Consider the following 25526-nt stretch of genomic DNA (forward strand, 5'->3'; position numbering starts at 1 on the left):
GATGCAGCAAAACCGACAAGACCCCGTTACCAGTAACGGTTACGAGAATATGAATCGAAATGGAATCAGAGGGTTGGGTTCCCCTTGCGGTACTTCAGACCGTAGGGTGGGCAAAGCGAAGCGTGCCCACCAAATTCGGCGTACGGAGACAGATGGTGGGCGCGGCGCAAGCGCGCCTTTGCCCACCGAAGCTACGTCGTCACGAAACGGCCCTACCGCTTGATCTCCCACTCCAGCGCCTCCGCGTTGCCCTTGGCGAACATCTGCGGCACATCGAACTTGCCGGTCTTGAGGTCATAGCGGCATGTCCAATCCGCCAGTCCCTTCACGGCGACGTTCTTCGGATGCTTGTCCATCGCGCCCGACAGCGAGATCAGGAGGTAACGGTTGTTGGGCCAGTCGACGCCAAGCCAGCGATAGCCATCTTCGGTGCCTTTCATCAGATTGGCCGAGATGTGGTAGTCGAGCTTCATGTTCTTGGTGTCGCGCCGGCTGTGAAAATAGGCCCAGGCGAGATCGCTGAGCGACTTCTTCGTCGCGTTGACGAAGGCGCCGTTCTCGACATGGTAGAGGAACAGATCCTGCGAGCCCGAGCCGGTCTTCTGCATCCGCACCAGCCATTGCGAGTCGGCGGTGAAGCGGAAGCCGGCGCCATAGCCCTGCTCGGGCTTCAGCTCCGTCATCTGATCGCCGCGTCGCGCCCAGACCTGCCATTTCACGCCGAACAGGTCTTCACTGTCCTTCATGTACTGCTCGAGCTTGGTGGCGCCGTCGGGCGAGGTGAAGGCCAGATCGGCATTGTCGGTGAGGACGAATCCCGGCGGCGGCCCGGATGCGGCGAGCGCGGGGGAGGCGGCGAGGAACAGGGCAAGCGCCAGCCATGGCGCGGGGCGGCAAAATCTGGTCACGGAAGAAATCCCTAAAATAAATGCCGCGCTGCGGCCTTGCGCATTGGACTCCGGCGGGGCCGTGCCGGTTCATCCGAAAGAGTGATCATCCCATCGACCGTCTTGCTGCCGCAGCGAAATCGGCGCAATTTGCTGCCATCGGCTGATTTGCGATCCAAGGTTCTGCATCGATGATGACCGCGTCCAAGGCCTTCATTGCGTTCTGTCTGCTCGCACTGGGTGGCACCGTCCTGGTAATCGGCCCCACCGAGCTGCGCCGGCTGCTGCCGGGCGGCGCGAAGACCGAGGTCGCCGTCGCCGCCAAGCCTGAGGTCAGGGCTGAATCCAAGGTCGAGCCCAAAGCCGAAGCCGGGCCGGATGAGTCCAAGCTTGCCGCGACGCAGCCTGCACCATCGGCGTCCCCGGAACCGGTCGTCCCGCCGAAGGCAGCGGCGCCGCTCGCCGAGACGCAAAAGCAGATCGCGGCACTCGGCGAACTCGCCCCGGCCAAGCCGCCGGCGGCCGCGGCCGATGCCGGCCCCCGGTTCGACGTCGCGCGCGTCGAGGATCACGGCGAGGCTGCGGTGATCGCGGGGCAGGCCACGCCGGGTGCCAAGGTCGAGCTGCTGCGCGACGGCAAGCCGCTCGACACCGTGACGGCCGATGCGTCGGGCCAGTTCGTGATGACCCCGCCGCAGCTTCCGGCCGGCTCCTATGAACTGACCCTGCGCGCGACAGCGTCCAACGGCACCGTCACGCAGTCCGCCCGCACCATGCCGGTGACCATCGCCGAAGCCGCGCCGCCGCCGGCACGCCCGGCACCTGCCGCGCGGCAGGAGGCCAGGCAGGCCGAGAAGCCCGACGACAAGTCGGATGTCGTGGCGTCGCTGCCGTCAGCTGCCCCGCACCTGGCCTCCGCGCCGGAGAGGTCAGCGGCCCGGCCGAGGCTGATGGGGACGCCGAAGCCGAAGGTCCTGGCGCGCGCGCCGGCCGCCAATGCGGTCGCATCGGCCTCGCCGGCGGAGGTCTTCAACGCTGCGCCGGCCGAAGCGGGCGGCAGCCGCGTGATCTCGCGTGGCGACAGCTTGTGGGCGCTCAGCCGTCTCGCTTACGGCGACGGCTCCCGCTATGCGGTGATCTTCAACGCCAACCGCGACAAGATCCACAATCCGAACCTGATCTATCCTGGCCAGACTTTTGTGCTGCCGAAGGCGCACTGAGGATTTCTGCGACGCTTTGACCGCCGACGCGCGGGAACCTTTGGTTCCGCTCTGAGTCATGTCCTTGCGGCGCGATACGCGCTTGGCACTGGAGGAGGGCCAAGACGTGTTCAAGCAAGACGTGTTCAACTCAGTGGTCAGTTCGATGGTCGTTTCGAGATCGCGCATTGGACCGGCGCTCGCGGTCGCGGCCCTCGCGATTCTGGCAGTGCTGCTGCCTGGTAGAGCTGAGGCGCAGTTCGGATTGCGCGGCGGTCCGCTCGGCGTCGCGCGCTTCGCTGTCGGCCACATGATCGGCATGTCGCGGCTGCGCCACTCCCGCATGGCGGTGCGGGGCAGCCGGTACCGCTCCGCCGCGCTGAGATCGCAGGATCCGCGCGGCGCCGAGCGCGGTCAGCCACCCAATCCCTACATCCTGCGTGCGGCGCTCACGGCGCAAGCTGCGCTGTCCGGCTGGCGTGGCGGCCGCCGTCCGCAGGGCTGGTGGCGCCATCCCGACGGCAGCTATGGCTGGGCCGGCCCGGTGTTCTGGCCGTTCGCGCAGGACGATCTCGCCAATGCCGTCATCCTTGGCGATATGACCAGTCTCTCGCTCTATGGTTATGGCGACATCTATGCCGCGATCTTCGCGCCCTATGCCGCGACTGAGCTCGCCGCCTATACCGCGCCGCAAGGCCGGCGCACGCGCAGGGTTCCGTCGGCGCAGAACGTCTGTGATGCCAGCGATCCCGCTGGTTTCCCAATGGATCGCATCGTCGCCGCCGTGCAGCCGAACGAAGTGCAGCGCATGGCGCTCGACGATTTCGGTGCCGCCTGGCTGGCGGCCCGCGACAGCATTCGCGCGGCCTGCCCGGCAGGAGTGCCCGCGACCGCAGCGGAGCGCCTCGGCCTGATGCGCGAGCGCGTCGCGGCGATGATCAAGGCGACCGACGCGGTCGCAGCGCCGCTGGCAAAGTTCGAGGGCCTGCTCGACGACGGCCAGAAGAAAAAGCTCGATGCGCTCGGCCAGGAGCGTCGCGCCGCGCTCGCGGCCGGCCAGAAGAAGGATGCGCAGGCGGCAAGCGCCTGCGAGGCCGACAACGATCCGCGCTATGATGTGCAGATGCAGCGCCAGTACGAGCAGCTCGTGCAGCAGCAATGGCCCGCCGCCGACATCGGCTCGACGCTCAAGCTCGACGACACCGGCCGCGCACGCCTCGACGTGCTTCAGGACACCACGCTGCGCACCATGGAGACGCTGAGCCCGTGCACGACGAAATCCGCAGCGACCCCGCAAGCCCGCCTCGCTGCGGTGAAGGCGCGGCTCGGCGCGATGCTGGAGGCAGTCAACGCCGTCGGCGATGCGCTCGATGATTTCGAGGCAGACTTGACCGACGAGCAGAAGGCCGCCTTCGAGGCGATCGGACCGAAGCGGGGGGTGTGAGCGGTCCTCTCGACTTGAAGCGGGAGGATATCCGGCCTATGATATACATAAATTGGTGTATATCATGGAGCTTCCCGGTGCTGGTTTCCAAATGGGGAAATAGCTTGGCGGTTCGGCTGCCCAAGGCACTCGTTGAGGCTCTGAAGCTTTCACCGGGCGACGAGCTCAATGTGGTGGAAGCCTCGAAGGGCCGGCTCGCAGTGGAGAAGGTTGACAAGCGCGCAGAATTTCTCCGGCAGGTCGAGCAGTTCCAGTTTCCGTTGCCTGAAGACTACAAATTCGACCGCGACGAAGCGAACGAGCGGTGAGTGCTTTCTTCGACAGCAATATCCTGATCTACGCCTACTCAACGGACACAAGGCGGCAGCGGGCGCTGACGACGATTGCCGGCGGTGGCATCATCAGCGCGCAGGTGCTGAACGAGTTCACCAACGTGCTGCGCAAGAAGCAAAGGCAGGATTGGCCGGTGATCGAGGCAGCCGTGCAGTCTCTGCGCTTCCGCTTTCCAGACATCGTGCCGCTGACGTCGGACACGCACACTGCGGCGCTTGCGCTCGCGCGCGACCACACGCTCGCCTTCTATGACGCCCTGATGGTCGCCGCGGCGATCGAGGCCGGCTGCGACACGCTCTACAGCGAAGACCTGCAACACGGCGGCAGCATCGGCGGGCTCACCATCGTCAATCCGTTTCTTGGCAGCACGTGACCCGTCCGATGACTTCAAGACGGATCTGACCGACGAGCAGAAGGCCGAGGCGATCGGTCCGAAGCGGGGAGTGTGATCACCCGCACGCCCAGTCGAACTTCATGTCCCTGAAGTCGAGCTGCGCATTGCCGCCGCCGAAATTGTAGCCGCCGAAATATTCCTCGAACTCGACGTAGAACGGGCTCATCTCCGGCACCGCCTGGCAGGGCCGCATGGTGCCGCCGAGATGGTTGTGGGCGTGGTCCTTGCTCCAGTCGTGCAGGCGGAAATTGTCGCGGCCAGGGACGCCGCCGACATAGTAGTAATAGGGCTGATAGCCGGTCGGCGGGTTTTCCCTGGTGTACTCGTCCTGCGGCCCCTTGCCGGCATTGGGATCGTTCGCGCGCGGGGTCAAGGCGATGGCACGGGTCTCGCTGAGATCGGCGCGCGGCGACGCTGAAAACATCTTCTTCGCGTAAGGCGCGGCGGCCGCGAAGAAAGCGCAGGCGCCGCCGACATCGAGCCAGCGCGGCCGGTCGGCCGTCGCCAGCGCAAGCGGCTCCGGCGGCGTCGCGAATGCGCCTTCGTACTCATTCTTGGTCAGCAGCAGCGCGGCATATTCGTAGTCGAGAATGTCTGTCATGCGCGATAGCCGCGGATGCGAGGAGCGCGCCATCACCGCCTCGCGGATTTCAGGATCATCGGGCGCGCCGCCGTCATTGTGGTCGGGCGCAGTGGCAAAGAACGACACCGCGACGATGTCCGCGCCGTGCACGCGATAATCCTCCGGCAGCAGCAGCGTGAAACCGTGCATCAGCGGATAGCCGGTGACGGGATCGAGCGGCCATTGCTCGCTACTGATGCCCGGCGGCAGCCCGTAAACCCAACCCTGGTCGCGCGCCCGCTCAGTGGGACGGTCCAGCATCTGCAAATCATACGCGCGCGAAGGCAAGCCAAACGCCACAGGCCGTCTCCCATCGGAATTGAGCCTCGACGCCGAGGCGATGGTTAGTCGCGACGAGGCGAGATGTGGTTCGGGATGGGAAGAACGGGATGATGCCATTCTGCCGGTGTTTTGCCCGACGCGTCAAAGGCAATCTCGTAAAATCCGCAGGGTCGGCGAAAAGTTGCTGTGCTGCCAGCGCCTTGGCTACTGTGCATGGGGTTGTTTTCGAATTTATTGTCGGCGGCTATCCGCGCCGCCGCGCGACCGATGCGTCCACGACGTTCTCCACCTCCTCGCGCCAGCTCAGAATCTCCATCGCCAGCACCGGGTGATTGAACCCCTTGAGCTGGAGATCGTCGAGCGCGCGCGCCTCGACCCAGGGCTCGACCATGCCGTAGACGCGGCGGCTGACCACGATCTGGTTGGGCTTGGCCTCGCTGCAGAGGCGCGAGGCGAGGTTGGTGACGCTGCCGATCGCGGCATATTCCAGCCGCTGCTCGAAGCCGACCTGGCCGAGCGTGGCATAGCCGAGCGCGATGCCGATGCCGAAGCCGAGGCTGTGCCCGCGGTTGCGCCAGCGCTCGGTCAGCGGGCCGATGGTGTCGCGCATCTCGACCGCCATCTTCACGGCGCGCTTGGTGTGGTCCTCGAACTGGATCGGCGCGTTGAACAGGATCATCACGCCATCGCCGGCATATTTGTCGAGCGTGCCCTCATACTTGAAGATGAGCTGGCCCAGCGCCGCGTGATATTCGCGCAGCACGTTCATCGCCTCTTCCGGCTCGGTCGCTTCCGTGAACGCGGTGAAGCCGCGCAGGTCGCAGAACACGACCGTGACCTCGCGGCGCTGGCTGGTGAGCAGGCCCTCGGGGCTGTCGGAGGAGGCGATCAGCTGCGCCACCTGCGGCGCCAGGAAGCGCTCGAGCTTGCGGATCCGCTCGATCTCGCCGAGCTGGGTCCTGACGCGCTCCTCCAGCGACTTGTTCCAGTCCTTGAGCTGCTCGGTCTGCACGCGCAGCTTGTCGGCCTGGGCGCGCACGGTCTCGTTCGCCGTCTCCAGCGCATGGCTCTTGTGATCGACCTCGGTGAACAGCCGCGCATTGCGCATCGCCAGCACGGCCTGGTTGGCGAAGGTGCGCATCAGGCCGATGATGCTGGCGGCGAACGCGCCGCTGGCGCGGCGCAGCAGCACCAGCGAGCCGAGCGTGCCCTGCTGATCCACCAGCGGCACCACCAGCACCGAGTGGAAGCCGGCTTCGACCGCGGCGTCGCGCAACGGCTGCTCGGCGGCCTCGTCGAGATCGGCAATCGCGATCGGCTCGCCGCTCTCGGCGGCATCGCTCAGGATGTTCTGGCCCTCGTCGATGATGACATGCGCGCCTTCGGCCGATCGATCGATGCCGCCCGCCTCGACCAGGTTGAAGCGGCGCTGTTCGGCGTCATAGCCGTAGATCAACACCGCATCGGCATGGGTGATCTCGATCGCGCGGGCGGCAATGGTCGGCAGAACCGCGTTGAGATCGAGCGAGGAGGCCACCGCACGGCCGACCTCTTCCAGCACCTTGAGCTCGTGGTTCGACTGAGCGAGGTCGCGGGTGCGCTCCTCGACCTTGGTCTCCAGGTTCGAATAGGTCTCCTGGAGCTGGGTGGCCATGCGGTTGAACTGGCCGGCGAGGTCTTCGAGCTCGTCCGAGGTGTGCACGTCGATGCGGTGGCTGAAATCGCCCTCGCCGAGCCTGTGCGCGCCGTCGCGCAGCGCGGTGATCGGAATGATCATGCGGCGGGCGAGCAGCGTGCCAGCGAGGATCGCCACCATCAGGCCCATGCCGATCAAAAGCGCGATGCGCACCAGCTGGTCGCGGATCGGCGTCAAGGCCTGCGTGGTCGGCTGCTCGAACAGCACGCTCCAGCCGAGCTTCGGAACGGTGCTCGCGGCGCTCATCACCGACTGGCCGTTGAAGTCGGTGCCCGATGTTTCGGATTCGCGCCCCGGCGCGATCGCCGCCGCCACCTGCGGCAGCTTCGACAGGTCCTTGCCGAGGTCGGGCCCCTTCGACGACGTCGCCAGCACCCGGCCGCGCGGATCGACGACATAGGCGAAGGCGGCCTTGCCGACCTGCGCGTCGGACAGGAAGTCGGAGAGGAAGCTGAGATCGATCTCGGCAACCGTGACGCCGGCATTGAAGCCGGAATGCGCCACCGAGATCGACATGATCGGCCGCTGGTCGACGAAATAGGCCGGCGAATAGCTGACACCGCGGGCGACGGTGTCGGTGAAGCGCATGTCGCGGGAGAGGTCGGCATTGCCACCGGTCGTGGCCGACTGGCGCGAGACGCGCAGCACCTCGCGGCCCTCGCCGTTGAGCTGGAACAGCTGATTGACGACCGAGACCTGGTGCAGCAGCTGGGAGTAGTCGGCGCGGCGCTTATCGAGCGTGTCCTGGCTCGCCCGCGTCACCCAGCTGATCTGGCGCTCGAGCTCGGAGATCGACTGTTCCATGCGCCGGGCGACGGCCTGCGCCCTGTCCTCGAGCCCGTCGGTCAGTGATGTCTTGGTGGCGCGGTAGGAGATCCAGGTCTCCATCGCGCCGTTGACGGCGAGGACGAACACGACGAGGCCGACGAGGGAGACGACATATTTGGCGAACAGGCCCTCGCGCAGAAACCGTGTCTTGTCGTTCGCCCCTGCCATCCCGATCCTCTTGCGCCGCCATCGACGCCGGCGCTACGGGCCGTACCAGCCCGGCAGCCTTCTACCATAATTTGGGCCAAGGGATCGTTCCGTGGCCGTCCCGGCACCGGCCGAGCAGCAGGTGTGGTTACCCGTTGTGGACGGCGGGGCTGCTCGAACGGCGGTGAAATGTCGCAGCCTCATCCGTTCGGAGGAAGCTGCGGATGGCGGGCTCGGGTAAGGGGGGACGTGGAGTCCCGTCCTTGGTCCGCCAATCACCGATTGAAGAGCTGCCGCAGCACATCGTTCATGGGCTGGCTGTCCTGCTGCGCCGCCGGCGGGTCTTCCAGGGCCGGGGGTGCGGGCGAGGCCTGCGGTGGCGGCGTGGACGGTGTTGCCGGCAGGCTGCGGCTGCGGCCGGTGCCCGTCGCCGTACCTGTTCCGGCACCGCTGGAAAGCCCCTGCTGGATCAGGCTGCCGATCGCCTCGCCCAAGGGGCCGCCGAGCAGATTGTTCTGCCCAGGCTGCTGGGGTTGCGGATTGGCATTTCCGGCTGCATTGCCGCCACCCGGCGCGGTCGTGCCGCCGAGGCCGAGGCTGCCCAGGATATTGCCGAGCCCGGCGCCATCGGGGCCGAACAGGCCCTTGCCCATCTCGCGCAGCTTGGCATAGGCGGCTTCGGGATTGTCGAGCATGCCGGCCATGTCAGGATAGATCTTCGGCTGCGACCAGCTGCCCTGGATCATCACGGGGATGCCGAAGCCGACCGGCTCGTTGGTTCGGCCCTGGCCTTCGGTCGTCATCACCAGCTTCGGCTCGACGCGGAAGCCCATCATCTTGGTGTCGAGTGCGATCGTGCCGGCGCCGGTCACGCGGACGAGCGGCCCGATCAGATTGAGGTCGGTCGTCACCGCCTGGCCCTTGTCGATGCGGAAGGAGGCCGAGAGCTGCGACAGGTCGGTGCTCTGCTCCTGGCTGCTGTTCTGGTTGCTGTTCTGGTTGTCTTGCCAGCCGGACAGCGTGCCCGATGTCAGCGAGCGGATCATCTGCGCGACGTTGATGCCGCGGATGGCGCCGTCCTGGAAATTGACGAAGGCCGTACCCTGCATGTTCGCCATCAGCGCGCGCTGGCTGGTGCCGGCGCTGCGCAGCGCGAGCTTGGCCTGCAGCTTGCCGTCGATGCGGTCGAATTCGGCAAGGCCCTGGAGCAGCGGCAGCGCGCGCACGCCGACGAGGTCGGAATGCATGGCAAAGCTCGGCGCGCCGGTGGTCGCATCCAGGATCACCTCGCCCGAGACCTGGCCGTCATAGGCGCCGAGATTGGCGGTGCCGGCCTTCAACACGCCGCCGGCAAGTTTCGCATCGACCGCCAGCGGCGCGAGGCGGGCATCGCCGATCACGGCCTCGTTCGCGGAGAGCCTGATTTGCGCATCGACGTAGTTGAGCCCGGAGACGTCGATCGGTGCATCGCTCCAGGGTCGCCCGGACGCGCCGTCAGGCGATTTCGCCAGCGGAATCGCCAGCCGCTGGAAGTCGAGATCGAGCTTGACCAGCGGCTTGCTCGCGATGTCGACGGAAGCCCAGCCGTTGAAAGCGCCGTCGCCGAGTTTGCCGCTCACGCCGTTGATCATCACGATGTCGCCGTTCAGCCGCATCTCGGCATGGCCGGCGAGTTGGGACTTCAGCACGTCGGGCATGTCGATGGCGAAATCCACCGGGATGGTTGGCCGCTCGGCCGGCGGGGCCGGCGTCGTCGCCTTGATGTCGAACCGGGTCGGATGCTCGCCGACGCGCGCGGTGCCGGTGATGTTGACCTTGCGGTCGCGATCGACGACGGCATCGGCGTTGATGGCGCTGATACGACCCTCGACGCGATCGCGCAGCCGCGAGAACGCGACTTCACCATCGGTGACCTTGACGCGGTCGATGGTGGCGCCGCCCGTGTCGAGCGCGAGCGGCTTGGGCGAGCCGCCGGCATTCGGCAGGCGCTCACGCAGCAGCGGCTGATAGAGCACGGGATGGGTGACGACGAGCTCGCCGATCTTCGGACGGCCCGACCATACGCTGGCCAGCGACATGTCGGCCTGCATGCTATCCACCGTCAGGCGCGTGATGCCGCTGCGGTCCTTGGGATCCTGGAGCGTAAGGTCGTTCAGCGTGACGTTGAGCGTCGGCCAAACGCTGATCTTCGTGGTGCCGTCGATCGACAGGCGATAGCCGGTCGCGCTCTCGACCCGCGAGGTAATCGTCGAGGTCAGGAAGCCGGAGGGAACCCCGACCACCAGCAGAAGTGCGATCACGATGATGACGGCGGCCACCGCCGCGCCGGCGAATTTCACAGCTCTCATGTCGACTTTCCAGCGGCGGACCATCGGCGTCGAAATCGGCCACCGATCCGTCCTTTGCGCCTGAGTTTATCCCGGGACGGGAAGCGGCTCCAAGCGGTCAAAAATAGTCTGGGGGAGCTGCAAAGTTATGTGACTTATGACACACTTCCTCGGCGCGGTTTTACGCGATCCTGATGTTGATGGTTCCAAGCGATTTGCCAAAAAGATTCACAAGGACATTGAAATGAGCAAGCAGGCCGAATTTGCGGTCATCCTGAAGATGAACGCGATGTTCGCCGACCTCGGCGCGGATGAGCTCCAGCGGCTGTCCAATCTCTGCCACACCCAGCATCTGGGCAATGGCGAGGTGCTGTTCCAGAAGGGCGATCCCGGCGACGCGCTGTTCGGCGTGCGCCGCGGCCAGGTCCGTATCGAGACCGGCGCATCCGACGGCAGCCGGCTGACGCTGAATTTCATGGGGCCGGGCGATTTGTTCGGCGAGGTCGCGGTGCTGGACGGCCAGAGCCGCACGGCGGACGCGACCGCGGGCGAAGCCAGCGAATTGTTCGTGCTGCGGCGCGAGGATTTCCTCGGCTTCCTCGAGCGCGAGCCCAAGGTCGCGATCAAGATCATCGCGCTCTTGTGCCAGCGCATCCGCTGGCAGAGCGAGCGCATGGAGGAATCTATGTTGCAGCCGCTGCCGGTGCGGCTGGCACGGCGGCTCTGCGCCCTTGCCGCCGATTTCGGCTCCGAGGTGCACATCTCGCAGGAGCAGCTCGGCGTCTTCGTCGGCGCCGCCCGCGAGAGCGTCAACCGCCAGCTCCAGGCCTGGCGCAAGGAAGCGATCCTCGATCTTCAGCGCGGCCGGATATTGCTGAGGAACATGACCAAGCTGACCGCGATCGCGCGGAACGAGTAGGGGCGCTAAGTGCGCTCCTCACGACCGTGCCAGAGCCGCGTGATGAGAATGTCGCCCGACTCGGCAATAATGACGTACCGCACGATGTAACCGGATGAACCGAACCGGATAACAATCTGGCGGATGCTGTCCTCGTGCGTCGGTTTGCCAAGGGATGGAAACTCCGACAGCCGATCGATGGCCTTCCAGATCAATTGCAAGGCACGTGTGGCCGCGTCGGGATTAACTGCGTCAAGGAAGCTTCGCAGCCGCTCGATATCCTCAAGAGCGGCCGGCGAAAGCAGGATCATCTGATCTTGCGCGGTTGTGGGCGAGGCAGCTCGTTCACGGAACCCCAGCTTGCCACCCACGCCTTGACGTCGTCGAGGGGGACGGCAAGTCCGGTGCGTTTGAATTCCTCATAGCGTCCGCGATCCTCTGCGAGATCCGGGCCTGAAAGGTCGATAACCGAATCCAGCAACGCGACGGCCTCGGCGAGCACCGTTGCAACGTCCTTCCCGCGCTCAGAAGCAATCTCCCTGAGACGGGCGTCGGTATCGGCGTCGATTTCAAGAGTGCGGCTTACGAGGTTCATCTTCTGAAGATAACACTTCATCTGCGTGTGTCGAGCCCACGGGGAAACTATCTACTCCGCCGCCGGGTGCACGATGTTCTTCGGCGCCGGCGCCGCATCCGCCGGTGCGGACCCGTGATGACTAACCGTCTCGGCATCCTCGCTGTGCACGATCAGCCGCTTACCGAAGCGCCAGATCAGCGCGCCGAGATCGTCCATCACCATGAACATCGCGGGCACGAACACCAGCGACAGGATGGTCGAGAAGATCAGGCCGCCGATCACCGCCAGCGCCATCGGCGAACGGAACTCGCCGCCGGCGCCGACCGCGAGCGCGCTCGGCATCATGCCGGCGGCCATCGCGATCGTGGTCATCACGATCGGACGGGCGCGCTTCATGCCGGCGTCGATCATCGCCTCGTCGCGCGGCTTGCCGCCGTTGATCGCCTCGATCGCGAACTCCACCAGCATGATGGCGTTCTTGGTGACAATGCCCATCAGCATCAGGATGCCGATCCAGACCGGCGTCGTCAGCTGCTTGCCGGTGACGAGCAGGGCCGCGATCGCGCCGCCGATCGACAGCGGCAGCGAGAACAGGATGGTGATCGGCTGCAGGAAGGTGCCGAACAGCAGCACCAGCACCGCGTAGACCATCATCAGGCCGGCCGTGATCGCCGTGGCAAAGCCGTCGGAGAGCTCGTTGAGGCTTTCGGCATCGCCGGACGGTGAGACCTTCACGCCCTTCGGCAGGCTTTTCATCACCGGCAGTTCGTAGATCTTCTTGGTGGCATCGCCGAGAGCTGCGGAGCCGACGAGGTCGGCGGCGACGGTGGCCTGCCGCTCACGATCGTAGCGGTTGATGCTGGTCGGGCCCTGGTCGAGCTTGACGTCGGCGATCACCGAGAGCGGCACGCCGCCCTTCTCGCCATGCTCGCCGAGCGGCACACGCAATTGCTCCAGCGTCTTGAGATTGCCGCGCGCGGCGTCCTCGAGCTGGACGCGGATCGGCACCAGGCGGTCGCCGACGTCGAACTTGGCGAGTGCGGGTCCGACGTCGCCGATGGTGGCGACACGGATGGTCTGCGACAGGCTTTCCGTGGAGACGCCGAGACGCGCGGCGAGATCGGCGCGCGGCTCGATGCGCAACTCGGGCCGCTCCAGTGCGGTTTCCGAGATCACGTTGGAGATGGTCGGAATCCGCTTCATCTGCGTCGCAAGCTCGCTCGCGACGTTGTTGACGATGTTGGCGTCGACGCCGGTCACGACCAGCGAGATCGCGCGCAGGCCGTTCTCGTCCAGGAACCAGAAGCGGATATCGGGAACGTTCTCCAGCTCCTGGCTGATCGAGAATTCGAGCTCGCGCTGGGTGATGTCGCGGTCGTTCTTGGGCGTGTAGTTGATGATCAGGGCGGCGCGCCGGACTTCCTGGGTCCCCGGCGGCACGCGGCCGCCGTCGACGAAGATGCTTTTCACCTCCGGCCGCTTGCGCAGGCGGGCGACGATGTCCTCGGTGACCTTTTCGGTGTAGGCGAGCTGGGTGCCCGGCGGCAGCTCGAGGGCGAGCAGCGAGCGCGCGCTGTCCTGCGCCGGCAGGAAGCCCTGCGGCAACAGCGTGATGCTCCAGATCGAGGCGGCGAAGATGCCGAAGCCGATCAGCACGGTGATGAAATAGTGCTTCACCGACCACGACACGATGCTGTGGTAGGTCCGCAGGATACGGCCGGGCGGCGGCTCGTTGTGCGCGTGATGCTTGAGGAAGTAGGCCGCCAGCATCGGCGTCACGAAACGCGCGGCGAGCAGCGAGAAGAACACCTGCACCGAGACGGTGATGCCGAACTGCTTGAAGAACTGTCCGGCGATGCCCGACATGAAGCTCGCAGGCGCGAAGATCGCGATGATGGTGAGCGAGATCGCGATCACGGCGAGGCCGATCTCGTCGGCGGCTTCCAGTGCAGCACGATAGGGCGACTTGCCCATGTTCATGTGCCGCACGATGTTCTCGATCTCGACGATGGCGTCGTCGACCAGGATACCTGTCGACAGCGTGATGGCGAGGAAGCTGACGAGGTTGAGCGAGAAGCCGAGGATGTCCATCACCCAGAACGCCGGGAAGATCGACAGCGGCAGCGAGATCGCGGCGATGATGGTCGCGCGCAAATCGCGCAGGAACAGCAGCACGATGACGACGGCGAGGATGGCGCCTTCGAACAGGGTCGAGATCGCCGCCTCGTAATTGCCCTTGGTGAATTCGACCGAGGTGTCGATCAGCTTGAGGTCGACCTCGGGATAGGCGGCCTTGAGCGCGTCGATGCGCTTCTGCACGGCGGCGGCGACCACCACGTCGCTGGCGCCCTTGGAGCGCTTGATGCCGAGTGCGACCACCGGCTCGCCGTTGAAGCGGGCGAAGGTGCGGCGGTCGGCGATGGTGTCGGTGACGGTGCCGAGATCGTCGAGCCGGACCTCGCCGCCGCCGAACAGCGGGATCATGGTGCCGGCGAGGTCGCTCAGAGTCTTGGCGCCGGCCAGGGTGCGGATCGCCTGGTCGTTCTTGCCGATCTCGGCGCGGCCGCCGGCGACGTCGACATTGGTGCCGCGCAGGCTCTGGCTGACATTGACGGCGGTGAGTCCCATGGCCTGGAGCCGGTCGGGATCGAGTGAAACCAGGATCTCGCGCTCGACACCGCCGATGCGCTCGACCTGGGCGACGCCGCGCACGCCTTGCAGCGCGCGCTTGACCACGTCGTCGACGAAATAAGACAGCTGCTCCGGCGTCTTGCCGGGTGCGATCGCGGCGTAGGTGACGATCGGCAGGCCGATCACGTCGACGCGCTGGATCAGCGGCTCGGTGACGTTCTGGGGCAGGTTGGAGCGCACGCGCGTCACTGCGTCCTTGACGTCGTTGAGAGCGCGGTCGGTGTTGGTCTCCAGCGCGAACTGGATCGTGGTCAGCGACAGGCCGTCGGTGATCGACGAGGTGATATGCCGCACGCCCTCGACGCCCGAGACCGCGTCTTCAATGGTCTTGGTGACCTGGGATTCGAGCTCGGCGGGCGCCGCCCCGAACTGCGAGACCGCAACCGAGATCACGGGAATGTCGGCCGAGGGCAGCCGCGTCACCGCGAGCTTGGTGAAGGAGACCCAGCCGAGAATCAGAAGGATGATCGAAAAGACCACCGACGGCAGCGGATTACGGATCGACCATGCCGAAATATTGAGAGCCATCAGCGTACCCGCGTGCGATCGAGTTCATCGGCGAACATGGTCTTGATCTGGTCGCCGTCATGCAGCGAAGAGCCGGCATCGGCCACGACGATCTCGCCGACCTCGAGACCTTCCAGGATTTCCGTCGCGGTGTCGGACGTCAACCCGACCCGCACCTTGCGCGTCTCGACAATGTTGCCTTTGACGACCTGCACGGTGAGATGGTCGATCGCGGTCTTGGGAACCGCGACGCCGCAGCTTCGCTTGGCATCGATGGAGGCGCGGGCGAATACGCCGACCTTCAGCGAAGGATTGTTGGTGACGCTGATGCGGACGCGGCCGAGCTGGGTGGCGCGATCGATCTCGGGCGCAACCAGGCGGACCCGGCCGATCAGATCGGGTGCGTCGTCGCGGCTGATGCGCACCGTAGCGCCCGGGCTGAGCTTGGGCATGTGCACGGCCGGGACCTGCGCATCCAGTTCGATCTCGTTGTTGACGGCGATGCGGAACATCGGGCCGGCCTGCGGCGAGGCGGGCGCGCCGACGATGGTGCGGACCTCGGTGACGAGGCCCGGCGCGGGCGCCTTCAGCGAGATCGGGCCTTGCGGCCCGGGCCGCTGCGGTTGCCCCGGTATCTGCGGCGGCGGCGTCAGGCGCGCGAGCTCCTGGTTCTCGGTGACGACAGTGCCTTCGGTGACGAAGACGTCGGTGACCCTGGAGCCTTCCTGGTCGGCGACGACCACGGCCTCGCGGCGCGGCACGAAGAAGCCGGTCACCCGCACGAGGTCGGAGAAGCAGGCATTGGTCGATTTCGTCACGATGACGAGCGCCTCGCCCGGCGTTTCCTTCGCCTCGGGGCGATGCCGATGCTCGAACAGATAATAGCCGACACCGAGCACGACGACGAACAACACGGTTCCGGCAGGTTTGAGATATTCGGAGACGTTCATCGCCGGATTGTCCTGGCCTGGCTCACGGCCATCCGCGCGAGGCCTATGAAGAGCGTTTCCCTGAAATAAAGCGGCGTCCCGCAAGGCTGCGGGACGCGCTTCGGAAGCAAGACTTTACACCACATCACGACGGGTCTTTGCAAAGGATTGCGTCGTGCTCACTTCGATGCGGTGGCCTTGTTTTCCATGTTGACGACCTGCACGCGGCGGTTGACCTCCGCCATCGGCTGGCTCGGATCCTTCAGCTTGCTCTTGCCGTAGCCGACGGTGACGAGGTCGGTCGCGGAGATGCTGTACTTTTCGATCAGGTAACGCTTGATCGAGTCCGCGCGGCGCTCCGACAGGTCCTGGTTGTAGGCCTCGCTGCCGGCGGCGTCGGTGTGGCCGGCGACCACGAAGGTCGAGCCCTTCAGGTCGGCGCTGGTCAGCGCGCGGCCGAGCGCCTGCACCGAGGGCAGCGACTTGGCACTAATATTGGCGGAGTTGTAATCGAACGTGATCTCGAGATCGATGTTCGGCTTGTCCTTGGCGACCGAAGCGATCTCCTCGCGCTCGGTCGACGACAGCGAGCGGGTCGAGCGGCCGCGCACGGACTGGATCAGCTTGGTCTCGGCCGCGTTCGGCGCGGGGTCTGCCTGCGGAGCGCCAATAGAGAGGCCGCGGGTCAGCGGCTTCTTCGGCGGCGGTGCCAGCGCGCGGACGATCTCGTCCTCGGTGACGTTCTTGCTGTTGCCGTCCTCGCCGGCGAATGCGGGTGCGGCCGGCAGCGACACCGCGGCGCCGATCGCCATGACCGACAGGATCGCGGTAAGTCCTTTTGCAGCAAATCTCATTGCCAGTCCCTCCTGCGCAGCCGACCTGCGCGGTTCCAAAATTCCTTGCAATAAGCCCCCGGAAAGGCCCCTTTGCGGCATCCGTTGTTTAGTCTTGCTTGGGCCGCCGAGGTTCGAGGCGTACGCTGCCCCAATTCAAAAAAATACTAGCGTACTCCGTAGCTTGCGAATTCCTGAACGATGTTCGGATCCATCGCCTTGGCATTGGCGATGTCGAGCGCGCCTTCCTGGGCCGAGCCGTTGCGCTGCTTGGCGAGCCCGCGGCCGTAGAGCGAGGAGGTCAGACGCGGGTTGATCCGCAAGGCCGCATCGAAATCGGCGATGGCGTTCTTGACCGCACCCGATTTGAGGTTGACGAGCCCCCGGCTGTCCAGCGCATCGACGAAGTTCGGCCGCAGCCGGAGCGCCTCGTTGCAATCCTTCAGCGCGCCCTGGAGGTCGCCGACCACGGTGCGGGTCCAGCAGCGGTTGTTCAGCGCCTCGACGTCCTTCGAGTTGATCCGCAGCGTGTCGTCGAAATCCTTGATGGCGAGGTTATAGGCGCCCTTGCTGGCATAGACCTGGCCGCGCCGGTACAGCGCGTTCACGTCGTCTGGGTTGGCCGCGATCTTGGCGGTCAGGCCCTTGATGGTGGGGTCCTCAGCCAGGGCGGCCGCGCTCGGCCCGCTATCCACGCTCGGGGCGGGGGTTGTCTCGGCCGGCTTCACCGGCGGTGGCGGCGGGGGCAGGGCGGCCTCGACCTGCGGCTTCGGCGAGGGGGCCGGTGCGGGCGCGGGGGGAGGCGCAGGAGCAGGCGCGGGCGCTGCAACCGTGTCGGCCGGCTTCGGCGGCGGAGGTGGCGAGGGCGGCGCGGGTGGTGCCGGCGGCGGGTTGTTGGCGACGACCGGCGGAGCGGGAGGCGCGGGCGTCGTTGTCGGACGCGAGCCAGCCGCTCCCGGAATGAACGAGAAATCTTCGGCCAGGGAAGAGGATATCCACGGCACCTGCTCGCCGCGCGAGGCGCGGGTGACACCCATCTTGGTGCGGTTCAGCGTCTCCTCGGCCATCAGGTCGGGGACGCGGATCTCCTTGAGCAGTTCCTGCACGAACAGGCTGTGGTCGCCACCGGCGTCCGATACCACCGAGGCCAGCGCCGCCGAATACATCACCAGCGTGCCGTTCGGCGCGATGACGGGCGTGAGGCCAGCAGAGAAGCTGCGGAACCGGCGCTCGAACGGGTTGCGCCTGGAGGCATCGATCAGCGCGATCTTGACGCCGGCGCCGCGGGTGTTGAGCTCGCCGAGCACGGTCTCGAGGCTGAAACCGTCGCGGCGCACGTCGGATTCGGTCCAGATCTGCGCGTCAACCGGCAGCATGTAGCTCTGGCGCGCCGACTGGATGCCGAACCCGCTGAAGAACACCAGCGCCACCGACCCGGGCTTGATCTTGCCGTACAGCTTGTCGAAGGCGCGGCGCATGCCGTCGCCGGTCAGGTTCTCGCCGATCTCCACGGAAAAGCCGTCGCGCTTGAGCTCGTCGGCGACGTCGTGCGCATCGTTGATCGGTTCCTTCAGCGGAGCATCCGCATCCGGATATTTGGCGTTGCCGATGACCAGCGCGTAGCGGTCGCCGGCGGCCATAGATGGCGTAGCCGGGACAAGCGAAATGAGGAGAGACAGAAGAACAAGAAAGCGAATTTTCATAATCAGCGCGGTCCAGCCAAAAAGGCGCCGTTCCCAGCTTGCGCCGCGGCGACCTTAACTTACGCTCCAGGCATTATCAAACCCGGGAAGGGGGGCGTCAACCGCTTGGAGATTCGGGGTAATCGTGACGATTGATCGCAACGCATGGGCGCGCCGGGAGGAGAATGAACGGGCTGTCATGATTGCGGCTCGATGCGATCCGGTTCGACCTTTACGGCAGCATGTTAGGGCAGGCGGGGCGAAGAGAATGTGATTGGTCTCACATCGCAGGCTCACATGGCAGGCTCGCGGTCACCGCAGCCTCCGGCGTTTGACCTTTCTTGCGGACAATGGCTTGGTGCGCCCGATCGTCCCGCAAGATCCAACTCAAGAAAAGCAAGACCATGGGAAACGCCTACGAAATCTACGCGCTGCGCTATGCGACGATGTCGCCTCGCACCCCCAACATGAATTTTTTGGCGCCCGACCCGCATGACAGTGCGGCGCAGGACCTCGACTATTTCGTCTGGCTGGTCCGAGGGCAGGGCCGCGACATCCTGGTTGATACCGGCTTCAATGCCGAGGAGGCGAGCCTGCGGGCGCGCAAGCTCACGCTGAATCCGGTCGACGCGCTGGAGCGCTTCGGTGTCGCTGCCTCAGCCGTTCGCGACATCATCGTGACGCATCTGCATTACGACCACGCCGGCAATCTCGACCGGTTCCCGAACGCGCGCTTCCATCTCCAGGAGCGCGAGATGGCTTACGCGACCGGCCGCTGCATGTGCAACGGCCTGCTGCGACACCCGTTCACGGTCGAGCACGTCACGCAGATGGTGCGCCATGTCTATGGCGAGCGCGTCACGTTCTATTCCGGCGACGGCGAGGTTGCGCCCGGCGTCACCGTGCATCGTGTCGGCGGCCATTCGGACGGCTTGCAGGTGGTGAAGGTCGAGACCGCGCGCGGCCCGGTGGTGCTGGCGTCCGACGCCGCGCATTACTACGCCAATCTCCAGCGCAGGAGCCCGTTCCCGATCGTCTACAATGTCGGCGACATGGCGGCAGGCTGGGAAACGATCGAGCGTCTCGCCGGGCATCCAGATCGATTCATTCCTGGCCACGATCCGATCGTGACCGAGATCTATCCGCGCGCCAGCGACAAGGTCGATGCCTGGGCGCTGCATCTGCCGCCGACAAGGTCGTTTGCGAAATGACGGTGCGGCCGTCATTCCGGGATGCGCCGAAGGCGCAGGCCCGGAATCCATAACCACGATCGGGCGTATGGATTCTCAGATGCGCAATTTGCGCATCATAGCTCGCGCCCAAGAGGGCGCGCCCCGGAATGACAGCAGAGACTAATACGCCTGCTTGGCGTCCGCTTCTTCGCTGGTCTGGGCTCGCTTCGATCTTGCCGAGCAGGATCGAGAGCGCCAGTTTGAGTCTCAACCGGCAATTCCAGCCGGACCTTTTCTTCGGACGTGTGCAGTTTCCGAGACGGGCGGCAGATATGGTATCAACGCGTGCCGGCAGGATCCGCGCAAGCAACGATATCGCGGGGAGATTTTCGCGCCGCTAGCTCCGGCGGAGAGAATATCGCCAAATATCCTGCGTCCCTTGCGAGCTGATATGCGGCGACCTCGCGATAGCCGACGGCAGTCAATTCGCAGCGCAAGAGCTCGATTGGCGTGCCATGCTTCGACGTCGGAAGCTCGAGATCGACAATCCCGACCCGCGCACCCTGCTTCAAGGCAGGCGCGAGATTGTAGAGGAAGGCATAGGGCTGGGCTATCTCGTGATACATGTGCACGAGGATTGCGGCATCCAGCGAGGAGGCGGGCAGGCGTGGGTCATGTGGTTCGCCGAGCGCGAATTGCACGTTCGTCAACTTCAGATGTTCTGTTCGCCTTGCGAGTTCGACGAGGTAATCCCGCGTGACGTCCTGGGCAATGACAGAGCCGGCGGGTCCGACGAGGCGCGAGAGCCTCACCGTGTGGTAGCCGCTGCCCGCTCCGACGTCGCCGACCGTCATGCCTGGTTTCAGTTCGAGAGCACGTGCGATCTGTCCGGCCTCATTGAGGGCGTCGCGGCGCTCTTCGGCGGCGCGGCGTGCGCTGACGATCTGCGCAACAGGGCGCTGCGGTGAGGGAAACTCGCTTGCAGCGACTCCGGGCGGAGCCAGATAACCTATGTCGGCGGCGTATGCGCGCGTTGCGGCAAATGCCACAAGTAGCACCGCGATATGAGCCAGTGCCTTCACGAGCCTGCCACGCTTTCTCAACTGGTCGAGGCGTCTGCGCCTCTATGCGTATGCGCGCTAATACGCCTGCTTCGCGTCGGCCTCTTCGCTGGTCTGGATCAGGTCGAGGCTCTCCTCGATCTTGCCGAGCAGTGCAGAGAGCTGCTTGCGCTCCTGCGCGGAGAGGCAGGCGAGGATCTCGTCTTCCCGCCGCAAGAGTTGCGGGAATAGCTCTTCGTACAGCGCACGGCCCTTCTTGGTCAGTTGCAGGCGGAATTCGCGGCGGTCGGCTTCGTTCTCGACGCGCTCGATCAGCTGTGCATTGAGCAGGGTGGTCACCGCGCGGCTGATGGTGGATTTGTGCGTGCGGGTGCATTGCGAGATGTACTGCGCGCTGCAGGCATCGTTGCGGAAGCCGAGCGTGGCGATCACGCGCCAGGCCGGAATGTCGAGGCCGTGACGTTCCTGATATTCGACCGCGAGCGCGGAACTCACCTCCGCCGCGAGCCGGTTGAGGCGGAACGGCACGAACTTGAACAGATCGAGGCGCGCCTTCGGCCGCAGTGAAGCCTCATCGGCTTGCCGCGTCTTCAGCGCGATGTCGCTGGATGTCCTCGCCAAAGAGAGCGCTCCGAATTCCAGTTGACGGCCGGCCGGCTCCGGTCCAAAATAGTTGCATGTGAGACTATCTAGCAGATCAGTCCCCTCCTGACCAGAGCCGAGGTTAGTGTATGGCGCCGGCCAATACGCAAAAGGCCAAGACCCAGTTCGGCTATCGCCGCCACCCCGATCAGGATCGCCCCGGCCCAAATCCGGCCGAGCATCCGGTGGTGGTTGTCGGCGCCGGCCCGGTCGGGCTGTCGCTGGCGATCGATCTCGCCCAGCGCGGCCAGCGCGTCGTCCTTCTGGATGATGCCGACCGCATCGGCGAAGGCTCGCGCGCAATCTGCTTCTCGAAGCGTTCGCTGGAATATTGGGACCGGCTTGGTGTCGGCGACCGCATGGTCGACAAGGGCGTGGTCTGGGGCGTCGGCCGCATCTTCCACGGCGAGTCGCAGCTCTATCAATTCAACCTGCTGCCCGAGGACGGTCATAAGCGGCCGGCCTTCATCAACCTCCAGCAATATTACGCCGAGGCCTATCTGGTCGACCGCATCGGTGATCTGCCCGCGATCGACCTGCGCTGGCGCAACAAGGTGACGGCGCTGGAGAGCCGCAACGATTCCGTGGTGCTGACGATCGACACGCCGGAGGGCGCCTATCGCCTCCACGCGCAATATGTCATCGCCTGCGACGGGGCGCGCTCCTCGTTGCGACAGATGGTTGGCGCCGACTTTGCCGGACAGGTGTTCGAGGACCAGTTCCTGATCGCCGACGTCAAGATGACGGCGGAATTCCCGACCGAGCGCTGGTTCTGGTTCGATCCGCCGTTCCATGCGGGACGCTCGGCGCTGCTGCACCGGCAGCCCGACGATGTCTGGCGCATCGACCTCCAGCTCAATCGCTACGCCGATCCCGTGGTCGAGAAGAAGCCGGAGAACGTGCGGCCGCGGATCGCGCGCATGCTCGGCCACGACCAGTTCGAGTTCGAGTGGATCTCGCTCTACAAATTCCAGTGCCGCCGGATGGACCGCTTCATCCATGGCCGCGTGATCTTCGCCGGCGACTCCGCGCATCAGGTCTCGCCATTCGGTGCGCGCGGCGCGAACTCGGGGCTCGAGGATGCCGAGAATCTCTCCTGGAAGCTCGATCGCGTGCTCCGTGGCACGTCGCCGGCGAGCCTGCTCGAAAGCTACCATGTCGAGCGGAGCTTCGCGGCCGACGAGAACATCCGCGAATCCACCCGTTCGACCGATTTCATGGCGCCGAACTCGCACCAGGAAGCACGGCTGCGCAAGGCTGTGCTGTCGCTCGCCAAGGAAACCGAGTTCGGCAAGCGCATGGTCAATGGCGGCCGGCTCTCGGTGCCGTGCAGCTATGACTCGCCGCTGTCATCGCTTGATACAGATGAGTGGCGCGCTGGCCCTTCTCCCGGCTGTTCCATGCTCGACGCTCCTGTTGCCGGCGAGCAGGCCTATCTGACCGATGCGTTCCGCAAGGGTGGAACGGATTTTACCTTGATGTCGTTCAGCAATGGCGCGCCGACCGACGTGCCGGAAGAGCTGAAGGATATCCGCATCGGCGGCGAGGATGGGCTTGCCGATCCCCAGGGCCTGGTCGCAAAGCGCTACGACGCCGGGCCGGGCGCAGCCTATTTGCTCAGGCCCGATGGCTATGTCGCAGCGCGCTTCCGCCATCCGACGCGCGAGGCGATTGCGGCGGCGCTGTCGCGCGCCACCGGCGTCAATTGAGGTTTCGCATGCCGCTTTCGACCAGCTCGAACTTCACACGGCCTGACGACGCCTTCCGCGCCATCGTCGAGGCGCATCGCGGTCTCACCGAGGAGCAGAGCGCCGATTTCGACGCAGCGCTGGTGCTGATCCTCGCCAACCATATCGGCGACATCGACGTGCTCCGCGAGGCGATCGGGCTGGCCAAGCGCCGCATGATCGACGGCCAGCAGCAACAACAGCAACAACAATAACCACTGACTTAAGGATGACCTGATGGCGAAGAACTTCGCATCCACCGGCGATCTCTCCGAGAAGAAGATCACCTTCTCGGAGATCGGTGCCGATCTCTACGCCTTCACCGCCGAGGGCGATCCGAACACCGCTGTTATCGTCGGCGATGACGGTTGTCTCGTGTTCGACGCGCAGGCGACGCCTGCAATGGCGAACAAGGTGATCGAGCGCGTCAAAGCCGTCACCGACAAGCCGATCAAATATGTCGTGCTGTCGCATTATCACGCCGTGCGCGTGCTTGGCGCCTCCGCCTACAAGGCGCAAGGAATCGTGGCTTCGCAGGAGACCCATCGGCTGATCGCCGAGCGCGGTCAGCAGGATTGGGATTCCGAGTACGGCCGCTTCCCGCGCCTGTTCCAGGATGCGGCCAGCATTCCCGGCCTGACCTGGCCGACGCTGACGTTCGAAGGCGAGATGTCGATCTATCTGGGAAAACGCGAGGTGCGGCTCATGCAGCTTGGCGCGGGTCACACTTCCGGCGACATCGTCGCCTGGGTGCCGGATGCCGAAGTGATGTTCTCCGGCGACCTCATTGAATATCACTCCGCCTGCTATTGCGGCGATGCGCATTTGCGCGAATGGCCGCTGACGCTGAACGAGATCCGCAACTTCAATCCCAAGGCGATCGCACCGGGTCGCGGCGATGCACTGAAGGGCGTTGGCACGGTACGCGAGGCCATCGCAATGACGCGCGACTTCGTCACCTCGCTCTATGGCGCGGCCGAAATTTCGGTCGCCAAGGGGCGCACGCTGAAGGAATCGATGGCGGCGACGCGCGAGGTGATGGATCCGAAATTCCATAGCTTCGCCATCTACGAGCACTGCCTGCCGTTCAACGTCTCGCGGGCCTATGACGAGGCGTCGGGAATCGACGATCCCGTGATCTGGACCGACAAGCGCGACCAGGAAATGTGGGCCGCCCTGCAAGGAGGAGGATAGTCATGAACATCAATACCTCGCCTGATCAGATCGTCCGCAGCTCGGCCCAGGTGACGCCGGGCTATATGTCCGGCTTCGGCAACAGCTTTGAGACCGAGGCGCTGCCGGGCGCGCTGCCAATCGGGCGCAACTCGCCGCAGCGCTGCGCCTACGGCCTTTACGCCGAGCAGCTCTCCGGCTCGCCCTTCACCGCGCCGCGCGGCACCAACGAGCGTTCCTGGCTCTACCGCATCCGTCCTTCGGTGAAGCATTCCGGCCGCTTCGAGAAAGTCGATGCCGGCCTGTGGCGCTCGGCGCCGTGCCATGAATACGACCTGCCGATCGCGCAGCTGCGCTGGGATCCGACGCCGCTTCCGAAGGATGAGGTGACTTTCCTCCAGGGCGTGCAGACCATGACCACCGCCGGTGATGTCAACACGCAGGCCGGCATGGCCGCGCATGTCTACCTCATCACCAAGTCGATGGTGGACCAGCATTTCTACAATGCCGACGGCGAGCTGATGTTCGTGCTCCAGCAGGGCAATCTGCGTCTCGTCACCGAGTTCGGCCGCATCGACGCCGAGCCCGGCGAGATCGTCGTGATACCGCGGGGCGTCAAATTCCGCGTCGAGATCACGAACGGGCCGGCGCGCGGCTATCTCTGCGAGAACTACGGCGGCGCCTTCACGTTGCCGGAGCGCGGCCCGATCGGCGCCAATTGCCTCGCCAATGCGCGTGACTTCCTGACGCCGGTCGCGAACTACGAGGATAAGGACACGCCGACCGAGCTCTTCGTGAAGTGGGGCGGCTCGCTGTTCAAGACGACCCTGCCGTATTCGCCAATCGACGTCGTTGCCTGGCACGGCAATTACGCGCCCTACAAATACGATCTGCGCGCGTTCTCGCCGGTCGGCGCGATCGGCTTCGACCATCCCGATCCCTCGATCTTCACGGTGCTGACCTCGCCGTCGGAGACCGCGGGCACGGCGAATATCGACTTCGTGATCTTCCCCGAGCGCTGGATGGTCGCCGACAACACCTTCCGGCCGCCCTGGTATCACATGAACATCATGAGCGAGTTCATGGGCCTGATCTACGGCGTCTACGACGCCAAGCCCCAAGGTTTTGTCCCGGGCGGCATCTCCTTGCACAATTGCATGCTGCCGCACGGCCCCGATCGCGACGCCTTCGAGCACGCCAGCAATGGCGAACTGAAGCCGGTGAAGCTGACCGGCACCATGGCCTTCATGTTCGAGACCCGCTATCCGCAGCGCGTCACGGCGCACGCCGCGAAGTCGTCGACGCTCCAGGACGATTACGCGGATTGCTGGAACGGCCTGGAGAAGCGGTTCGATCCGAATAAGCCGTGACGTTCCTACCCTCTCCCCTTGTGGGAGAGGGTGGCTCGCCGCGATAGCGGCGAGACGGGTGAGGGGTCTCTCTCCGCGAGCGACTCTCTTGCAATTGAGCTCGCC

Annotated in this window: 22 protein-coding genes; 10 read left to right on the forward strand and 12 right to left on the reverse strand. The window is 65.2% G+C overall.

What is annotated here, in order from left to right; all coding sequences use genetic code 11:
- Positions 1-212: 212 nt before the first annotated feature.
- Complete coding sequence (locus tag AAFG16_RS01430; protein WP_342736736.1) at positions 213-908, reverse strand: hypothetical protein; 696 nt, start codon at positions 906-908, stop codon at positions 213-215.
- A gap of 170 nt (positions 909-1078) precedes the next feature.
- Between AAFG16_RS01430 and AAFG16_RS01435 the strand changes: the two genes are divergently transcribed.
- The 4 genes from AAFG16_RS01435 to AAFG16_RS01450 all read left to right on the forward strand — a co-directional run bounded on the left by AAFG16_RS01435 (position 1079) and on the right by AAFG16_RS01450 (position 4236).
- Positions 1079-2107 (forward strand): LysM peptidoglycan-binding domain-containing protein, encoded by a 1029-nt coding sequence (locus AAFG16_RS01435; RefSeq protein WP_342736738.1) that lies wholly within the window; start codon positions 1079-1081, stop codon positions 2105-2107.
- Between the two features lie 145 nt (positions 2108-2252).
- Positions 2253-3530 (forward strand): Spy/CpxP family protein refolding chaperone, encoded by a 1278-nt coding sequence (locus AAFG16_RS01440; RefSeq protein ID WP_342741098.1) that lies wholly within the window; start codon positions 2253-2255, stop codon positions 3528-3530.
- 77 nt (positions 3531-3607) lie between these two features.
- On the forward strand, positions 3608-3838 hold the full coding sequence (locus AAFG16_RS01445) for an AbrB/MazE/SpoVT family DNA-binding domain-containing protein (protein ID WP_283083245.1): 231 nt from the start codon (positions 3608-3610) through the stop codon (positions 3836-3838).
- On the forward strand, positions 3835-4236 hold the full coding sequence (locus tag AAFG16_RS01450; RefSeq protein WP_342736741.1) for a PIN domain-containing protein: 402 nt from the start codon (positions 3835-3837) through the stop codon (positions 4234-4236). Before AAFG16_RS01445 ends, AAFG16_RS01450 begins: the two co-directional genes overlap by 4 nt.
- Before the next feature lie 76 nt (positions 4237-4312).
- On the opposite strand, the gene AAFG16_RS01455 is transcribed toward AAFG16_RS01450, so the two are convergent.
- The 3 genes from AAFG16_RS01455 to AAFG16_RS01465 form a co-directional block, all read right to left on the reverse strand.
- On the reverse strand, positions 4313-5140 hold the full coding sequence (locus AAFG16_RS01455) for a hypothetical protein (protein ID WP_342736743.1): 828 nt from the start codon (positions 5138-5140) through the stop codon (positions 4313-4315).
- A gap of 265 nt (positions 5141-5405) precedes the next feature.
- On the reverse strand, positions 5406-7853 hold the full coding sequence (locus AAFG16_RS01460) for an adenylate/guanylate cyclase domain-containing protein (RefSeq protein ID WP_342736745.1): 2448 nt from the start codon (positions 7851-7853) through the stop codon (positions 5406-5408).
- Between the two features lie 254 nt (positions 7854-8107).
- Positions 8108-10180: an AsmA family protein gene (locus AAFG16_RS01465; RefSeq protein WP_342736747.1), complete on the reverse strand. Its 2073-nt coding sequence runs from the start codon at positions 10178-10180 to the stop codon at positions 8108-8110.
- Positions 10181-10403: 223 nt separating this feature from the next.
- Here AAFG16_RS01465 and AAFG16_RS01470 point away from each other — a divergent pair, with 223 nt between their 5' ends.
- Positions 10404-11078: a Crp/Fnr family transcriptional regulator gene (locus AAFG16_RS01470; RefSeq protein WP_235541835.1), complete on the forward strand. Its 675-nt coding sequence runs from the start codon at positions 10404-10406 to the stop codon at positions 11076-11078.
- 5 nt (positions 11079-11083) lie between these two features.
- On the opposite strand, the gene AAFG16_RS01475 is transcribed toward AAFG16_RS01470, so the two are convergent.
- From AAFG16_RS01475 to AAFG16_RS01500, 6 genes are all read right to left on the reverse strand, one after another.
- Complete coding sequence (locus AAFG16_RS01475) at positions 11084-11368, reverse strand: type II toxin-antitoxin system RelE/ParE family toxin (protein ID WP_342736750.1); 285 nt, start codon at positions 11366-11368, stop codon at positions 11084-11086.
- Complete coding sequence (locus tag AAFG16_RS01480; protein WP_283083252.1) at positions 11365-11673, reverse strand: hypothetical protein; 309 nt, start codon at positions 11671-11673, stop codon at positions 11365-11367. The genes AAFG16_RS01475 and AAFG16_RS01480 overlap by 4 nt, the downstream gene beginning before the upstream one ends.
- Before the next feature lie 30 nt (positions 11674-11703).
- A complete protein-coding gene (locus tag AAFG16_RS01485) occupies positions 11704-14853 on the reverse strand; it encodes an efflux RND transporter permease subunit (RefSeq protein ID WP_342736752.1) in 3150 nt (1049 codons plus the stop codon).
- The gene (locus AAFG16_RS01490; protein ID WP_283083254.1) at positions 14853-15782 is read right to left on the reverse strand and encodes an efflux RND transporter periplasmic adaptor subunit; all 930 of its coding nucleotides are present in this window, start codon (positions 15780-15782) and stop codon (positions 14853-14855) included. Before AAFG16_RS01490 ends, AAFG16_RS01485 begins: the two co-directional genes overlap by 1 nt.
- Before the next feature lie 158 nt (positions 15783-15940).
- Positions 15941-16615, reverse strand: a complete 675-nt coding sequence (locus tag AAFG16_RS01495) for an OmpA family protein (RefSeq protein ID WP_342736754.1) — start codon at positions 16613-16615, stop codon at positions 15941-15943.
- A 146-nt stretch (positions 16616-16761) separates the two neighbouring features.
- Positions 16762-18297 carry a caspase family protein gene (locus AAFG16_RS01500; RefSeq protein ID WP_342736756.1) on the reverse strand — a complete coding sequence of 512 codons (1536 nt, stop codon included), beginning with the start codon at positions 18295-18297 and terminating at the stop codon, positions 16762-16764.
- 383 nt (positions 18298-18680) lie between these two features.
- Here AAFG16_RS01500 and AAFG16_RS01505 point away from each other — a divergent pair, with 383 nt between their 5' ends.
- A complete protein-coding gene (locus AAFG16_RS01505) occupies positions 18681-19487 on the forward strand; it encodes an N-acyl homoserine lactonase family protein (protein ID WP_342736758.1) in 807 nt (268 codons plus the stop codon).
- A 299-nt stretch (positions 19488-19786) separates the two neighbouring features.
- On the opposite strand, the gene AAFG16_RS01510 is transcribed toward AAFG16_RS01505, so the two are convergent.
- Together AAFG16_RS01510 and AAFG16_RS01515 are read right to left on the reverse strand one after the other, a co-directional pair.
- On the reverse strand, positions 19787-20530 hold the full coding sequence (locus tag AAFG16_RS01510; protein ID WP_342736760.1) for a methyltransferase domain-containing protein: 744 nt from the start codon (positions 20528-20530) through the stop codon (positions 19787-19789).
- A gap of 57 nt (positions 20531-20587) precedes the next feature.
- On the reverse strand, positions 20588-21130 hold the full coding sequence (locus tag AAFG16_RS01515) for a MarR family transcriptional regulator (RefSeq protein ID WP_283083259.1): 543 nt from the start codon (positions 21128-21130) through the stop codon (positions 20588-20590).
- A 110-nt stretch (positions 21131-21240) separates the two neighbouring features.
- On the opposite strand from AAFG16_RS01515, the gene AAFG16_RS01520 reads away from it, so the two are divergent.
- Genes AAFG16_RS01520 through hmgA form a run of 4 tightly spaced genes read left to right on the forward strand, consistent with a single transcriptional unit; the run spans position 21241 to position 25421 of the window.
- Positions 21241-22860 carry an FAD-dependent oxidoreductase gene (locus AAFG16_RS01520; RefSeq protein WP_342736762.1) on the forward strand — a complete coding sequence of 540 codons (1620 nt, stop codon included), beginning with the start codon at positions 21241-21243 and terminating at the stop codon, positions 22858-22860.
- A gap of 8 nt (positions 22861-22868) precedes the next feature.
- On the forward strand, positions 22869-23093 hold the full coding sequence (locus tag AAFG16_RS01525) for a DUF2783 domain-containing protein (RefSeq protein WP_342736764.1): 225 nt from the start codon (positions 22869-22871) through the stop codon (positions 23091-23093).
- A gap of 22 nt (positions 23094-23115) precedes the next feature.
- Positions 23116-24072 (forward strand): MBL fold metallo-hydrolase, encoded by a 957-nt coding sequence (locus AAFG16_RS01530; RefSeq protein ID WP_342736766.1) that lies wholly within the window; start codon positions 23116-23118, stop codon positions 24070-24072.
- Between the two features lie 2 nt (positions 24073-24074).
- Positions 24075-25421 (forward strand): homogentisate 1,2-dioxygenase, encoded by a 1347-nt coding sequence (hmgA, locus tag AAFG16_RS01535; RefSeq protein WP_342736768.1) that lies wholly within the window; start codon positions 24075-24077, stop codon positions 25419-25421.
- Positions 25422-25526: the final 105 nt, after the last annotated feature.

Source organism: Bradyrhizobium sp. B117, from assembly GCF_038969555.1.
Lineage (GTDB): Bacteria > Pseudomonadota > Alphaproteobacteria > Rhizobiales > Xanthobacteraceae > Bradyrhizobium.

Coding starts and splice junctions, on each gene's coding strand:
- AAFG16_RS01490 (WP_283083254.1), bottom strand. CDS start 15,782: ATGAACGTCTCCGAATATCTCAAACCTGCCGGAACCGTGTTGTTCGTC.
- AAFG16_RS01505 (WP_342736758.1), top strand. CDS start 18,681: ATGGGAAACGCCTACGAAATCTACGCGCTGCGCTATGCGACGATGTCG.
- AAFG16_RS01480 (WP_283083252.1), bottom strand. CDS start 11,673: ATGAAGTGTTATCTTCAGAAGATGAACCTCGTAAGCCGCACTCTTGAA.
- AAFG16_RS01520 (WP_342736762.1), top strand. CDS start 21,241: ATGGCGCCGGCCAATACGCAAAAGGCCAAGACCCAGTTCGGCTATCGC.
- AAFG16_RS01500 (WP_342736756.1), bottom strand. CDS start 18,297: ATGAAAATTCGCTTTCTTGTTCTTCTGTCTCTCCTCATTTCGCTTGTC.
- AAFG16_RS01455 (WP_342736743.1), bottom strand. CDS start 5,140: ATGCTGGACCGTCCCACTGAGCGGGCGCGCGACCAGGGTTGGGTTTAC.
- AAFG16_RS01525 (WP_342736764.1), top strand. CDS start 22,869: ATGCCGCTTTCGACCAGCTCGAACTTCACACGGCCTGACGACGCCTTC.
- AAFG16_RS01465 (WP_342736747.1), bottom strand. CDS start 10,180: ATGAGAGCTGTGAAATTCGCCGGCGCGGCGGTGGCCGCCGTCATCATC.
- AAFG16_RS01475 (WP_342736750.1), bottom strand. CDS start 11,368: ATGATCCTGCTTTCGCCGGCCGCTCTTGAGGATATCGAGCGGCTGCGA.
- hmgA (WP_342736768.1), top strand. CDS start 24,075: ATGAACATCAATACCTCGCCTGATCAGATCGTCCGCAGCTCGGCCCAG.
- AAFG16_RS01530 (WP_342736766.1), top strand. CDS start 23,116: ATGGCGAAGAACTTCGCATCCACCGGCGATCTCTCCGAGAAGAAGATC.
- AAFG16_RS01460 (WP_342736745.1), bottom strand. CDS start 7,853: ATGGCAGGGGCGAACGACAAGACACGGTTTCTGCGCGAGGGCCTGTTC.
- AAFG16_RS01440 (WP_342741098.1), top strand. CDS start 2,253: ATGGTCGTTTCGAGATCGCGCATTGGACCGGCGCTCGCGGTCGCGGCC.
- AAFG16_RS01435 (WP_342736738.1), top strand. CDS start 1,079: ATGATGACCGCGTCCAAGGCCTTCATTGCGTTCTGTCTGCTCGCACTG.
- AAFG16_RS01485 (WP_342736752.1), bottom strand. CDS start 14,853: ATGGCTCTCAATATTTCGGCATGGTCGATCCGTAATCCGCTGCCGTCG.
- AAFG16_RS01495 (WP_342736754.1), bottom strand. CDS start 16,615: ATGAGATTTGCTGCAAAAGGACTTACCGCGATCCTGTCGGTCATGGCG.
- AAFG16_RS01470 (WP_235541835.1), top strand. CDS start 10,404: ATGAGCAAGCAGGCCGAATTTGCGGTCATCCTGAAGATGAACGCGATG.